The sequence below is a fragment of the Pantoea sp. CCBC3-3-1 genome, from assembly GCF_007981265.1.
Taxonomy (GTDB): domain Bacteria; phylum Pseudomonadota; class Gammaproteobacteria; order Enterobacterales; family Enterobacteriaceae; genus Erwinia.
In genome coordinates, this window is record NZ_CP034363.1 from 287,004 (window position 1) to 301,348 (window position 14,345).

Consider the following 14,345-nt stretch of genomic DNA (forward strand, 5'->3'; position numbering starts at 1 on the left):
CAACATTCAGCAATATGCTTATCAATTAGGCAGATAGCAGATAAATCATTCCTCAATGAGCAGAAAAACCCCCGCATTGTTACTGAATTCCTGGCAATGACTTGTCGTCTTTATCGTCATGATGCAGACATTCGCACGCTGCACGCTTATATCAAGCGCTGCCTCCTTTTTCTGGAAGGGTTTAAGGTAAATGGTCAAAAAAATCAGCAAACTGAACAGGTTCTCCCGGCCTGCGTTTTTCCCCGTTTTGTTTCTGGCTCCCTTAAGTGCCATTGCCGCCGGTAACTATTACGATGCGCGTAACGATGCGATGGGCGGAACGGGCGTCGCTTCTTCAACTTACGGTACGGCAGTTTTGGCTAACCCGGCATTGATGACCAAAGCCCAACCAGAAGATGACGTCAGTATTATTCTGCCTGCTGCGGGCGCACAGCTGTCGGACAAAAAAAAGCTGATAGATAAAGTCGACGCTCTTACCGACAGCGTAGATCGTTATCAGGATATTGCCGATCAGGATATTTTTTCGCTGATCGCTGATTATCCACGCGTTCAGGCTGCGGCAGGCGACCTTGCGAGCCAGCTACGTGCTATTAAAGGTGGCAAAGCCTATGCAACAGCGGGTGCTGCCGTGGCCGTTACCGTCCCCAACAGCGTCCTGCCTTTCGCGTTTGTCACTAAGGCTTATGGCACAGCACACGTAACGGCTGATGTCAGTCAGGGCGATATCGATTATTTACAGGGCATTGCTGATGGCCCTCTGCCAGGCAACCTGGAGCGTCTGACCTCCGCTGCATTAGGACGTGGCGCGATTGTTTATGATTACGGCATCGCCGTGGCGCATGAATTTAATATCGCGGGCCATCCGGTTTCCGTTGGCGTGACGCCAAAGCTGCAAAAAACCTACCTGTATAACTACAGCGCTTCGGTTTACAACTACGATAAATCAGATTTCACCAACGGCCGTTACAAGAACACTAACACCGGTTTTAACCTTGATGCCGGTCTGGCGAGTGATTTTGGCGACCACTGGACGCTGGGCTTAAGCGCACAGAACCTGATTTCACGTGATATCGATACCCGCGAAGTGAACGGCTATAAAGATACCTATCAGATTACGCCAGTGGTTACGCCAGGCGTCTCTTACCACACTGAGAAGCTAACGGCGGCGCTGGATGTGGATGCTACGCCAACCAAACGCTTTAAGTCGGTAGGTGACAATCAGTATGCGGGCGTAGGTGCGGAATATCGTCTTCTCAGCTGGCTGCAACTGCGTGCAGGTTATCGCGCCGATCTGAAATCTAACGACACCAACGTTGTGACTGCGGGTTTCGGTATTTCGCCATATAACAAAGTGCATCTGGATCTGGCCGGTATGAAAGGTGATGACAACACCTGGGGCGCGGTTGCCCAGCTGAACTTCACCTTCTGATGACTGGCGGCGGACGTATCACCGATATGTCCGCCGCCCTCTTTGTGCGTAATGATTGCTACGGTCAGCCGTGTTATCATTGCGCACATTATCGTCATTTTTAGAGTTTGCGCGTTTTATGACCCAACGTTTCCCTGCCCACCGTTTTTCCGTCGCCCCCATGCTGGACTGGACCGATCGCCACTGCCGTTACTTCCATCGTCAGTTGACCCGTGAGGCGCTGCTTTATACTGAAATGGTCACGACCGGTGCCATTATTCATGGTAAAGGCGACTATCTTGCCTGGAATCAGGAAGAGCAGCCCGTTGCGCTTCAGCTCGGCGGCTTCGATCCCTCCGCGCTGGCGCAGTGTGCCGTCCTCGCTGAACAACGTGGCTACAACGAAATAAATCTGAATGTGGGTTGTCCGTCCGATCGCGTTCAGAATGGCCGTTTTGGGGCCTGCCTGATGGGCGAAGCGGGGCTGGTAGCGGATGGCATCAAGGCCATGCGCGATCGCGTGTCGATTCCGGTTACGGTGAAAACCCGTATTGGTATTGATGAGCAGGACAGCTACGAGTTTCTCTGTGACTTCATTCGCCAGGTCTCAGAGCAGGGCGGCTGCGAGATGTTTATCATCCATGCGCGTAAAGCCTGGCTTTCTGGCCTCAGTCCGAAAGAGAACCGTGAAATTCCTCCGCTGGACTATGAGCGTGTCTACCAGCTCAAGCGTGATTTCCCGCATCTGACGATGGCAATCAATGGCGGCGTGAAATCGTTGGCAGAAGCAAAGGTGCATCTGGAGCACGTTGACGGAGTAATGGTAGGACGCGAAGCTTATCAAAACCCGGGCATGCTGGCCCAGGTTGACCGTGAACTGTTTGGGAGCGAGCTGCCCGCGGTAGATCCGGTGGCGGTTGTCCGCTCAATGTATCCTTATATTGAGCGCGAACTGGCCCAGGGCACTTACCTTGGCCATATTACCCGCCATATGCTTGGCCTGTTCCAGGGCATTCCCGGCGCGCGTCAGTGGCGTCGTCATTTAAGCGAAAATGCCCACAAGCCTGGCGCGAATATCGAAACCGTCGAGCAGGCACTGGCGCTGGTTGCGGATAAGATCCCGGCAGCGGTGTAACGCTTGAAAACCGGGCGCGGTAATCAGCGCCCGGAAATCCAACGATCATTTTCACTGCTTCGCGGTGTTATCACTGGTGATTACCGGCGGCAGCCAGCTGCGATAACCAAAAATTCGACGCCCTGACACGATGAGCACCAGCCCGAGGACCAGCGCCGCCACTAAAATAATGGCAATGATTTGCAACGGCATAAAATGGCCGGAAAGCAGCGATACCAGTGCGCCGCTGGCGGGCACTGAACACATATTCATCAACCCAATCAGTCCCATCGTTTTCCCCAGATGTTCTTTCGGAATCGCCTGGCTCCGCATCGTACGCAGATAAACGCTGAACGCGCCGTCAAAAGCCATCAATACCGCATATCCAACCAGATACATGGCATAGTCAATGGACATCGACATCACGGCGCCCGCTAGGATCATGGCGCAAAAAGAGAGTGTCCCCAGTGACGACAGGCCGAAGCGGTTAGCAAATCTTGGCACAAAGAAGAAGGTGACAAGGGTGGTAATTGCCGCGGTGGTCTGCAATACGCCGAAGTAGCGATCCGGCAGAGTAAACTCTTTCAGTATCACGGCCGCACTGACCACCAACGCCGCGCCATACACCAGGTTGACCACCCAGGTCAGGGCACAAAGATGCAGCAGAATTTTATTCTGTTTTAATACTTTTAAGGCGGTGCGGTTGGATTCAATCAGGGTGCCAAAACCCATCTTTTCGGTGATCTCAAGATCGTGCGTCTCAAGAAACAGATAGTTGATGGCCGACAAGGCAAAAAGCACTGCTGCAACAACCAGAATGCTGTCTATTCCGCCATAAGCGGAAATGGCAACGGCGATGGCAGGGCCAAGTACCATGGTGATCTGATCAACACCCTGCAACATCGAGTGGGCTTTAGGCAAAGCCTCGGCAGAGAGATGACGCGGCAGCAGTGCATCGGTCGCCACAAAATTGAGCACGTAAGCGACAGAGAGTAAGGCCATCATGGCGGCCAGCACGGGGAAAGTCGCGCCCGGGTGCCACCAGAGCGTTAAAAATGATACGACCATTAATGCCGCACGCAGTGCATCTACGTTAAAGAAAATCAGTCGTGGTTTGATACGGTCAGCCATAAAGCCAGAAAGTGGGAAAAAGATGATGCGCGGCAGCCATTCAATGACAAAAGCCAGTGACGAAAACGTCAGAGAACCGGTGGCCTTTAAAATGGCCAGCGGCACGGCAAACAGTAGAAATTGATCGCAAAGCGCGCCGACAAAACGCGAGAAGACGAAACGTTTTAAACCAAAAGTATCAGCGTTCATAAAAAATCCTTGGCCCTGCTTCAGGAGCCAGCGGCAGGCTGGCTCCTGAATAATCAGGCTTTACGCAGTGTAAACAGAGAAGCAGCGTATTCATCCGCAGTGTGCAAATGTTCGCGGAAACCTTCTTTCGGCTTGCGATCGGCCCAGAAAAACTCAACTGAACCTTCGCGAGTTTTCCATGACTCCAGCTTCTTCGAAACGTCCAGCGGTTTAGCCGTAACCTGCATATTGACAATATGCTCTGGCAGAGTAGCGGGGAGCGTAACTTTCTCAATGACGCCGACGGGGGATTTAATAAAGGCCACGGCGCTCAACCCTCTCGAGGTCAGTGTTTCAGGTAGCGGCTTAAGCGCGTTCAGATGGCTGCGCACATGCAGTTCATAAGGATTTATACCATAGCTACGTTCTACCAGATCCATAATGGTATCGCCGCCGGTACGAGCGCCTACCTCAATAATTTTGATTTCGCCCGTCAAGGTGATACGCGCTTCAAAATGTGCCACGCCATGATGAATGCCAAGTGCATGACACGCGCGTTCTGCAATGTCACGTAGCTGCGTATTGTCGGAATGTACAGAGGGTACGCTATGCCCAATTTCCACAAAATGTGGCTCTTCACCCAGGTATTTGTCAGTCACGGCGATAGCGCGATGATAATCACCCTGATTAATTACCTCGACGCTCACTTCCTGTGTTGCAGCAATATATTCCTCAACCTGGAACAGATCTTCAGGCGCATGAGATTCACCGTTAAGGGAGATGACATCAGCAACGCTGCGGGCAAAACCTGGCTCAATTTCCTCTTCACGGGTGATCTTTAATACACCCAGGCTGCCCGCCATCTCGCGCGGTTTAATCACTACGGGCAGACCGATCTCTTTAATGTGGCTTTTTAGTTCTTCCAGCGTACTGAAGGCGGCAAAGCGTGGCACAGGCAATCCCGCATCCTGAAGCAGCTGCTTCATGACAAATTTGTCGCGGCAGTTATGAATCGTTTCACGGCTGTTGCCGGACAGGCCATAATGCTCGGTTACCAGGCTGGCGGCGCGCACGGTAAAGTCATTCATTGGGATCGCAGCGGCTGGCGTAGCGCCTGTCTTACGCTCCCAGGCTTTTACTGCTTCCAGTACCGCGTGCTCATCGGCAACGTCGCCTGGCAGATAACCATCAAAGAACTTGATGGTTGGCGTAGTACGGTTTTTGGCCATAGTCAGTACGCGCATGCCTCCGGAAGCCCGCAGTGCACCAGCCAGAACGCGTTCACGCAGGGCGAACTCGCCGCCTAAAATTAAGATGTATTTATTTTCCATAGCTTTTCTCACACGTTGTCGCGAGGCCATCAATGCGGCCCGGCAAATTAAAGGTCTTTTCCCAGCGTCCAGCCGCCATCAATCACCAGCGTGGAGCCGGTAACAAAGCGTGTCTGTAACGAGGTGAGATAGAGTGCAGCGCCTGTGATATCTGACGTTTCACCAAGGACAGGTAAAAACTGTCCGCGCTGTATTTTTTCGAGCTGTGTCGCGTCGTGGTAATAAGATTCAGTAAGCGGTGTGCGAATAACGCCCGGCGCAATAGCATTCACCCGAATCAAATGTTTGCCATACTCCAGCGCCAGCTGTTTGGTCAGGCCGATAACCGCATGTTTTGATGCCACGTAGGCCGTGCGATCGGGTTCGCCCATCAGGCCGGAGACTGAGGCCATATTGACGACGTTGCCGGGGCATTGACGTTTGACCAGTTCCTGACAAAAAGCCCGGCCGGCAACGAAACTGGCCGTGACGTTCAGAGCAAAAACGTTTTCCCACTGGGCCAGGGTTAAGTCGGCAATACTGCAAATTTCACGCGTGCCGGCGCAGTTGAGCAGCACATTGTTTGTTTCGGCGTAGTCTGCCGCTTCAAACAGCGCTGCAAGACTGATGGAGTCGGTAATATCCAGCTGATGATGCTGATAAGCCGCTTCACCTTCAAAGGCGGAAGGTGAACGATCGATACCGCTAACCTGATAACCCTCGGCAAGAAATGCGCTCACTAGTGCACGGCCAATACCGCTTGAGGCGCCGGTAATAAAAGCTTTGTGTGTCAGGCTGTGCATGTGGCGTCCTGTTCATTACGCTGGAAAGTGATTAATACGATGTCGCGCTGCGCCACACCGCTGTCTTCGCGGGTGCCAACGGGCGTGACCGCGTGCAATTTGTCGTGATTAACAACCAGCGTGTCAAAGAGATGCTCAAGGCGCAGCACGCGTTCAATACAGCGTGGGTGGGAGGCGATAAGGCTGTCGCCACCCAGCATGTTGGGTGAAGCATTAACCAGATGAACGAAAACCACGTCTTCGTCGTCTTTATGTAGCCATACCGGCGAACTGTAGGCAGGAGCATCCACAGCAGCTTCATACCGGAACAGATGAATACCCACGGTCAGGCTTTCCAGCGGAGCGAAGCGTTCATAAGCTTCTACCAGACGAAAATCGTCTTCCAGCAAGGCCTGTAATAACCGGTTATTCGTAATATTTTCCGGCAAGAGCGGATAATCACGAACAATACCGCCAGTATCCGGGTTATACGCTTTAGTTTGTTTATAGGGGGTGAATTTCCCGAAAAGCATTTCCCCCTTATCGTTTTTCTGACACTGAGCATAACCTCGCCAACGATTGCCCGGTGAATAGGGATCAAGCGTTAGCTCTTCGAAACCTTTTTTAAATGTCTCCAGCTCATTCACAAAGCTTTCTTTATTATCAAACTGCATATTATCAAGAGACTGATAATGTTTGCCGGGAATAAAGGCGTAGCCTTGCCTGGCAAGATGTTCTGCATATTGCATAATTAATGATTCCATTTTAAACGGGTTTTTAAAAGAAAAAGGCCAGATTAAAATTATTCAGACTAGGTCCAGTAAACCACTTTTTTATCATTAAGCTTGCCAATAAAACGACCCGCAGTAAGTCGGCTGCCTTCACTGACGCTACTGACCCCGTGTAAATGGCAGGCATTCATAAAGTAGAGGTCACCCACATTAAGCTGAACGGCAAGAGATTCCGTATTTTCCAGCAGATGTGGCGGATAAGGATAGCCGGTACGGGTTACACCCAGTCGTGCACGGCACTCGTTATCCGGGATCAGATTCCATATCTTCAGCTGGCCACCGCCTTTAGCGGCCTCGAGGCAAATGTTATAAGCTGTGACTGTCTGGGTATGTGCAATCTCAAAATCATCTTCACGCGCAAAATCTACCTGCGCCATATCTTCATGCGGCATTAAAGACATGACGCCATTGTCCAGCCAGCGGCGGAAAGTGGCGAAACAGGCATAGCCATTTTTAAAGCGAGCCGGGCCAAAATGGATGCCTCGTTCCAGGAACCCTGCTTCCAGAGTACTGTTAAGAAATAAAGACTCTGTGCTGTCGCTATCGGCTACCGCCATCAAATCAGCGACGCTTTGATTTACGCGATTAACTTCACGAATATACTGTTCGCCATTACGTGAGAATTGGGTGGCACCCACCTGGTTCGTCAGGACAAAACCATCGTCCGGACGATTTCCACCATCTTGCGTTACAACGTGATTGAAATTATCAGCGACAGCTTTGCAAACGTGACTCTGTGCATAATTTCGGATAACGTACAGAACATTTCCATGATGGTGACCGTTAAGGATAATATTCTTCACGATTGAGAAATTAATATTTCCATCTGTTGATTCTATGTATCCAAAATTATTTTTGGATGAGCCTGTTACTGCTTCCTGTTTCGGCTTTACTGCTACGAGTTCAGTCATAATATTCTTTTTAATGTGGTTTAAATGAGGTTGTTTTGGTTACTAGATAAATAATGGCGACCAGAGCATTCCACCTTCTGCCCAGGTTTTATTATCCCGACGCGATTGTTTTAACGGCGAGTCTTTACCCAGATTCCGCTCGAATATTTCACCATAGTTTCCAACATGAAAAATAATATCGCGGATAAAAGCGGGTTGCAGACCCAAACGGTGGCAGAAAGCAGGATCCGGATAGAGGAATGTCTGCAAATAGCCCGTCGGGTTATCGCTCTTTTCAATAATGTTTTGACTGTTAAGGCCCAAATTTTCCGCTTCGATCAGGGCACGCATTATCCAGCGGACGGCAGCGTGCCACTGCGGATCCTGCGCATTGACGGCAGGAGCCATAACTTCAAGCGAAATGCGATCTTCTAATATCAGATGCTGATCTGCGTCGGTCAGTTGTGCCTGTTCGCCAGCCAGTAAGTAACCATCCAGACAATAAATATCGCATTCGCCCTGTTGATAAGCCTGGCGCGCCTGATGTGGTGCATCGAAAAGAATGATTTCACAGGGCAGGTTCAGCATGCCGAAATAGCGTGTCAGATTTTCTTCGGTCGTTGAGCCACGCATTGCAGCAATGCGACGACGGCGGGTAAACTGCGCTTTTGGCGCGTCCTGCGTCAGATTACTGTACGGGGTCATCAGTACTTCGCCGTCAAACAGCATGGGATGAACAAAGCTGACGCCGTATTCCGCTTCTCGCTGAAAAGTTACGCTGGCGTTGAATGTGCCCAGATCGATAACACCATCGCGTAATGCCTGAAAACGGTCTGCTGACTGCAACGGTACAAAATGAATCTTGCCGCCGTCGCCCAGCACTGAAATGGCGACTGCGCGTGCCAGGTCAATATCAAATCCTTGCCAACTGTTACGGGCTGCATCTCGCTGCGACAGTCCTTTAAAGCCTAAACTGACGCCGACGTTTAATACGTCATGCTGCTCAATGCGTTTGATTACAGAATGCTCAATCATGGATAACCTACCAAGAAATATAAATAATAATGAGGTTTTAGCTCAGTAATTCCCTGTTGAACATCATACTTTTCAGTGCTAATTTGACTAGATAGTTGAGAAGCAAAAGAGCTATGCGTGAAGAACATAAATGAATTAACAGAAGTGTTGCCTGGCTTAATGCTTTTTGTGCAAGTTGTTGAGAAAGGGAGCTTTTCATCTGCTGGTCGCGCGCTTTCTATGACCCCTTCTTCTGCGAGCAGAATGATTGATCGATTAGAAAAACGCCTTAATCTTGTGTTGTTTACCCGCACTACCCGGTCAATATCGGTAACCGAAGCCGGACAGGAAATATATCAACAGGCATTAACTGTCATCGCCGCGACTAATTCTCTTTTCTCTCAGGCGGATAGCTTTAGTGACCGTCCCAAAGGGTTATTGCGTATCACCGCGCCAACTACGTTGGGGAAAATCTTGCTTACGCCGTTCCTGCCGGGTTTTTTGCGTCACTATCCAGAAATCAATATCGAATTAAGCCTCACCGATCGGATGCTGAATCTGATGCATGACCCTTACGATCTGGCTTTACGCGTCACGGACACGCCGCCGGTAAATATGGTGGCACGTGCATTAATGCCGATTGATTACATACTGGTCTGTGCACAGCAATATGATTTGTCGTTACCGGAGACGCCCGCCGATCTGATCCAACACAATATTTTCTTTCCCAATGACCCTCAGTTTCGCGGCGAGTGGCGCTTTTGGTTGCAGGATAAAGTGGAAAGCGTATTGCTTACCCCGCGGCTGACAATCAATAACAGCGATGCGATGATTGATGCGATATTGCAGGGCGTAGGCATTGCGCTGATCCCTACTTTTATTGCCAATGGTTACTTGCAAAAAGGGCTGCTGAAACGAGTTTTACCCGCCTGGCGCATTGAAAATCCGCTGCCGATGACGACGTATGCCATTACGTTACCTAATCGTTTGCTGCCGCTGAAGACACGGGTATTTATTGATGATTTTATGGCATGGCTGAAAGCCAACAAGGAAGCATAGCGGGTAGGGCGAAACGCTTGCCGCTATCTGGTTAATTCCTCACCATTATTTAGTGATTTACGCCAGGTTTTAAAAGCGCTTCCCATTTATAACACTAAAAATCAAATACTTAATTTGCAAAATATTCTGGCACGGATCTTGTAATACTCCATCAGTCCCTGATAACCGGAGCATCCTGATGGAAATCTTATTTGTGCTTGGCTTTTTTGTGATGCTGCTGCTGACCGGCGTTTCGCTGCTGGGCATTCTGGCGGCTCTGTTTGTCGCAACGGTAATAATGATGTTTGCTGGCCTGCTGACGTTTGTTATAAAAATGTTGCCATGGCTGGCCCTGGCGGTGGTGGGTGTATGGATTTATCGCGCATACAAAAAACCGCAGGCTAAAACTCGTCGCGGGTTATACCGTTAATATCAACGAGTTGGCGAGACAGTAAGCGCAGGGAATGCGGAGTAGATCACAACATGGCAGATTGCACAGACAATTTTGCAATTAAACATATTTTTTACTTATGAATTTTGCCAGGATAGCTTTACTGAATCGCAACGTATTCATCGCCACTGACCCTACAAACAGTGCGAACTATAAAAAAGAAAAAGAGGCTTCCTTCGGGAAGCCTCGTTCGTTTCTGCCGATCAGGGAATCAACAGGCTGGAACCCTGCGTTGCGCGGCTCTCCAGCGTCTTGTGCGCCTGCTGCGCATCTTTCAACGCAAACTTTTGCTGTTCTGGCACTTCAACGTTAATTGCGCCGCTGGCAATTAAAGAAAACAGCTCGTTGCTGGCGTGAGTTAAGGCATCACGCGTAGTGATATAGCCATTCAGCGAAGGGCGGGTCACGTACAGCGATCCTTTCTGATTCAGAATACCCAGATTAACACCGCTTACCGGGCCAGATGCGTTGCCGAAGCTGACCATCAGGCCGCGGCGCTGCAAACAGTCCAGTGACGCTTCCCATGTATCTTTCCCTACCGAGTCGTAAACCACGCGGACTTTCTTGCCGTGGGTCAGTTCAGACACGCGCTGGGCGATATTTTCTTCGCGATAGTTGATCGTTTCCCACGCGCCTGCTTCTTTCGCTTTAATCGCTTTTTCAGCCGATCCTACGGTGCCAATCAGATGTGCTCCCAGCGCTTTTGCCCACTGACAGGCAATCAGCCCAACGCCGCCAGCGGCGGCCTGGAACAGGAAAATCTCATCCGGTTGTACCACATACGTCTGACGCAGCAGATAATGCACGGTCAGGCCTTTCAGGAAAGACGCGGCGGCTTGTTCGTAAGAAATGGCATCGGGCAGGATAGCCAGTTTATCGACATGAACGATATGAAATTCGCTATAGGCCCCCAGCGCTGACTGAGCATAAACCACGCGGTCGCCAACTTTTACTGCCGTTACGCCTTCACCCACGCTTTTCACAACGCCAGCGGCTTCTGTTCCCAGACCGGAAGGCAAAGAGGCGGGATAAAGACCGCTGCGCATATAGGTATCAATATAGTTAATGCCGATCGCTTTGTTCTCGACCAGCACTTCGCCTGCTGCCGGTGCCTTTACCTCAACATCAACGAACTGCATCACTTCCGGGCCGCCGTGCTGGCTGAATTGTATACGTTTTGCCATGGTCACTCCTGTTGAATCAGCGTCATTGAGGGAGGACGAAAGCGCGCCAAACGGGTATACTTGCGCGTCCCCCACTTAGATCTTCGGTATTGCATCACTATGGCAGGAAATAAACCCACCAACAAATCCAATGAAAACCGTGAGCCGCGCGATCGGCAAATGGAAGGGCTGAAGCTGCCGCCCCATTCTCTGGAAGCGGAACAATCCGTGTTGGGCGGCCTGATGCTGGATAACGAGCGCTGGGATAACGTCTCTGAACGCGTGGTGGCACAGGACTTCTTCAGCCGTCCGCACCGAATGATTTTCGGCGAAATGCAGCGCCTGCTGGAACTGGGCAAGCCCATCGACCTGATCACCCTTTCCGAATCGATGGAAACCAAAGGTGAGCTGAGCATGGTGGGCGGTTTCGCTTATCTTGCCGAGCTGTCCAAAAACACGCCAAGTGCGGCTAACATCGGCGCTTATGCAGACATCGTGCGTGAACGTGCCGTCGTTCGCGAAATGATTGCCGTGGCCAATGAAATTGCCGATGCGGGTTACGATCCGCAGGGGCGCACCAGTGAAGATCTGCTCGATCTGGCCGAATCGCGCGTTTTCCAGATTGCCGAAAACCGTGCCAATAAAGACGAAGGTCCGAAAAGCGTCGATCAAATTCTTGAGGCGACGATCTCAAGGATCGAATCTCTTTATCAGACGCCGCACGATGGCGTTACCGGTGTGGATACTGGCTATCAGGATCTGAACAAGAAAACCGCGGGTCTTCAGCGCTCGGATTTGATTATCGTGGCTGCACGTCCGTCAATGGGTAAAACCACTTTTGCGATGAACCTCTGCGAAAATGCGGCGATGTTGCAGGATAAGCCGGTTTTAATCTTCAGTCTGGAGATGCCCGGCGAACAGATCATGATGCGTATGCTTGCGTCGTTGTCACGCGTGGATCAGACGCGTATTCGTACCGGTCAGCTTGATGATGAGGATTGGGCGCGAATTTCCAGTACGATGGGGATCCTGCTAGAGAAGAAGAACATGTTTATCGATGATTCTTCTGGCCTGACACCCACGGAAGTGCGTTCCCGTGCGCGCCGCGTTTTCCGTGAGCATGGCGGCCTGAGCATGATTATGATCGACTACCTCCAGCTGATGCGCGTCCCGGCACTGTCGGATAACCGTACGCTGGAAATCGCCGAAATCTCCCGCTCGTTAAAAGCGCTGGCAAAAGAACTTCAGGTGCCGGTGGTGGCGCTGTCGCAGCTGAATCGCTCTCTGGAACAGCGTGCGGACAAGCGCCCGGTCAACTCCGATCTGCGTGAGTCTGGCTCAATCGAGCAGGATGCCGATTTGATCATGTTTATCTATCGTGATGAGGTTTATCACGAAAACAGCGACATGAAAGGCATTGCGGAAATCATTCTCGGCAAGCAGCGTAACGGACCTATCGGTACGGTGCGTCTGACCTTTAACGGCCAGTGGTCGCGCTTTGATAACTATGCCGGACCGCAGTACGACGACGAATAACTTTTCAGCTATGGAGAGCCGCAGGGTGAGAACCGTGCGGCCCCCCGTTGGGAAGGTGCAGGCGGGCAACGCAATGCTTCATCTATCTGAAAATAGTGTTGGACAAAAGGGCAGCAGATACGCTTATCTGTCAGGATCTTAAGTTGCCCAGCTGCCCGGATCGACCATGACCCAGATTGATGATTATGACCTTAAGCTACTGACCCTTCTTGAAACCAACGGTCGCCTGACCAACCAGGAATTGAGCGATTTAATCGGCTTATCCGCTTCCCAATGCTCACGGCGTCGCATCAATCTTGAACAGGCAGGTTTAATCCTCGGCTACCACGCGCGGCTTTCGCCAGATGCCGTTGGGTTGAACGTAATCGGCCTGATTGAAGTTCGCCTGATCAACCACACTTCAGATTATGTCGACAGCTTTCACCGGATGGTGGCAGAAGAATCAGCGATCGTTGATGCCTGGAAAACGACGGGCGACGCCGACTATCTGCTGAAGGTGGCGGTAGCGGATTTGCCCGCGCTGAGTGCGTTAATCAGTCAGCTGGTGGCTGGCCATAAAAGCGTCTCGCATGTCAAAACCTCCGTAGTGCTGAGCCGCCTGAAAGAAAACGGCATGTCGATCCCCGCTTAAAACGCAGCCCGGAGTGCCATGCACCAAATTGGATCGTTGATGTATCGAAATAGTGCATAAAATCAGGATTGATGCGTAAATCATGCAAAAAAGATGATTTTCATGCGCATAATGCCTGTGATTGCCGTTTTTTATGCACGGTGTTGTAATTTTATTACGTTAGGATTCAACGGGTTAATTTATCGCACCTTTTGACGGCCGTCTTTGAGATAAAAGTGGTGTGAAATTTGCTGCCTGAGAGATTATTTCTCTGAGATCGGTAATATGGATAACGTCGTACAACCCGCTAAAATTCCTCACACCCTGGTTGAAGATGCCCTGGCGATCCTTTTCGGCACGCTATTGGTTTCTTTTGGGGTAACGCTGCTAAAAACTGCCGGTGCATTGACAGGGAGTACCGCAGGTATCGCCTTTCTTATCAGTTATTTAACGCATCTGTCATTTGGCACGGCGTTCTTCGTTATCAATCTGCCATTTTACTGGCTGGCCGCGCGTCGCATGGGCTGGGCGTTCACGATCAAAACATTCTGCGCCGTCGGACTGGTTTCGCTGTTCACCCATTTACATCCGCTTTTCATCCATTTTTCCGCGCTGGATCCCTTTTACGCCACACTGTTCGGTAACGTGATCATGGGGATTGGGTTTATAGTATTGTTCCGGCATAAAGCCAGCCTGGGCGGCATTAACATTTTGGCGCTGTGGCTACAGGACAAGTACGGTATTCGTGCCGGGAAACTGCAAATGGGCGTGGATACCTGTGTGGTACTGGCCTCTTTATTTGTGGTGTCGCTGCCGATGCTGGCGGCATCCATTGCCGGTGCGGTGATCCTCAATCTGATTATTGCGATGAATCACCGTCCCGGCCGCTATTTTGTCTGACCGCTCAATACGATGTAACGTGTTGGCCTGCCATGGCCG

The 14,345-nt window shown here is 50.8% G+C and carries 14 protein-coding genes; 7 read left to right on the forward strand and 7 right to left on the reverse strand.

All coding sequences use genetic code 11. From position 1 onward, the window contains the following. The first annotated feature begins 190 nt into the window (after nucleotides 1-190). Both EHV07_RS01130 and dusA read left to right on the forward strand, forming a co-directional pair. The gene (locus EHV07_RS01130) at nucleotides 191-1,429 is read left to right on the forward strand and encodes a conjugal transfer protein TraF (RefSeq protein ID WP_147194055.1); all 1,239 of its coding nucleotides are present in this window, start codon (nucleotides 191-193) and stop codon (nucleotides 1,427-1,429) included. A gap of 118 nt (nucleotides 1,430-1,547) precedes the next feature. Beyond that, a complete protein-coding gene (dusA, locus tag EHV07_RS01135) occupies nucleotides 1,548-2,543 on the forward strand; it encodes a tRNA dihydrouridine(20/20a) synthase DusA (protein ID WP_147194058.1) in 996 nt (331 codons plus the stop codon). Nucleotides 2,544-2,594: 51 nt separating this feature from the next. Here dusA and EHV07_RS01140 read toward each other — a convergent pair whose 3' ends face one another. From EHV07_RS01140 to EHV07_RS01165, 6 genes are all read right to left on the reverse strand, one after another. Next, nucleotides 2,595-3,842, reverse strand: a complete 1,248-nt coding sequence (locus tag EHV07_RS01140) for an MFS transporter (RefSeq protein ID WP_147194060.1) — start codon at nucleotides 3,840-3,842, stop codon at nucleotides 2,595-2,597. Nucleotides 3,843-3,895: 53 nt separating this feature from the next. Next, on the reverse strand, nucleotides 3,896-5,152 hold the full coding sequence (locus EHV07_RS01145) for an acetyl-CoA carboxylase biotin carboxylase subunit family protein (RefSeq protein WP_147194062.1): 1,257 nt from the start codon (nucleotides 5,150-5,152) through the stop codon (nucleotides 3,896-3,898). A 47-nt stretch (nucleotides 5,153-5,199) separates the two neighbouring features. Then, on the reverse strand, nucleotides 5,200-5,934 hold the full coding sequence (locus EHV07_RS01150; protein WP_147194065.1) for an SDR family NAD(P)-dependent oxidoreductase: 735 nt from the start codon (nucleotides 5,932-5,934) through the stop codon (nucleotides 5,200-5,202). Then, nucleotides 5,922-6,662, reverse strand: a complete 741-nt coding sequence (gene hilB / locus EHV07_RS01155) for a 3(1)-hydroxy-L-isoleucine 4-dioxygenase HilB (protein WP_254446291.1) — start codon at nucleotides 6,660-6,662, stop codon at nucleotides 5,922-5,924. The genes EHV07_RS01150 and hilB overlap by 13 nt, the downstream gene beginning before the upstream one ends. Before the next feature lie 62 nt (nucleotides 6,663-6,724). After that, nucleotides 6,725-7,615: an L-isoleucine 3(1)-dioxygenase gene (gene hilA, locus EHV07_RS01160; RefSeq protein ID WP_147194067.1), complete on the reverse strand. Its 891-nt coding sequence runs from the start codon at nucleotides 7,613-7,615 to the stop codon at nucleotides 6,725-6,727. A 42-nt stretch (nucleotides 7,616-7,657) separates the two neighbouring features. Next, nucleotides 7,658-8,629 (reverse strand): amino acid ABC transporter substrate-binding protein, encoded by a 972-nt coding sequence (locus EHV07_RS01165; RefSeq protein WP_147194069.1) that lies wholly within the window; start codon nucleotides 8,627-8,629, stop codon nucleotides 7,658-7,660. 159 nt (nucleotides 8,630-8,788) lie between these two features. Between EHV07_RS01165 and EHV07_RS01170 the strand changes: the two genes are divergently transcribed. Both EHV07_RS01170 and pspG read left to right on the forward strand, forming a co-directional pair. Beyond that, nucleotides 8,789-9,667 (forward strand): LysR family transcriptional regulator, encoded by an 879-nt coding sequence (locus EHV07_RS01170; RefSeq protein WP_254446336.1) that lies wholly within the window; start codon nucleotides 8,789-8,791, stop codon nucleotides 9,665-9,667. A 178-nt stretch (nucleotides 9,668-9,845) separates the two neighbouring features. Further along, nucleotides 9,846-10,076, forward strand: coding sequence for an envelope stress response protein PspG (gene pspG, locus EHV07_RS01175; RefSeq protein WP_147194074.1), 231 nt, complete (start codon nucleotides 9,846-9,848; stop codon nucleotides 10,074-10,076). A gap of 224 nt (nucleotides 10,077-10,300) precedes the next feature. Here the strand turns inward: pspG and EHV07_RS01180 are convergent, their stop codons facing one another. Beyond that, entirely contained in the window at nucleotides 10,301-11,281 is a 981-nt protein-coding gene (locus tag EHV07_RS01180) for a quinone oxidoreductase (protein WP_147194076.1), read from the reverse strand. A gap of 99 nt (nucleotides 11,282-11,380) precedes the next feature. On the opposite strand from EHV07_RS01180, the gene dnaB reads away from it, so the two are divergent. From dnaB to EHV07_RS01195, 3 genes are all read left to right on the forward strand, one after another. After that, complete coding sequence (dnaB, locus tag EHV07_RS01185) at nucleotides 11,381-12,796, forward strand: replicative DNA helicase (protein ID WP_147194078.1); 1,416 nt, start codon at nucleotides 11,381-11,383, stop codon at nucleotides 12,794-12,796. A gap of 166 nt (nucleotides 12,797-12,962) precedes the next feature. Next, complete coding sequence (locus EHV07_RS01190; RefSeq protein WP_147194080.1) at nucleotides 12,963-13,427, forward strand: Lrp/AsnC family transcriptional regulator; 465 nt, start codon at nucleotides 12,963-12,965, stop codon at nucleotides 13,425-13,427. A 264-nt stretch (nucleotides 13,428-13,691) separates the two neighbouring features. Further along, on the forward strand, nucleotides 13,692-14,306 hold the full coding sequence (locus EHV07_RS01195; protein ID WP_147194082.1) for a YitT family protein: 615 nt from the start codon (nucleotides 13,692-13,694) through the stop codon (nucleotides 14,304-14,306). Nucleotides 14,307-14,345: the final 39 nt, after the last annotated feature.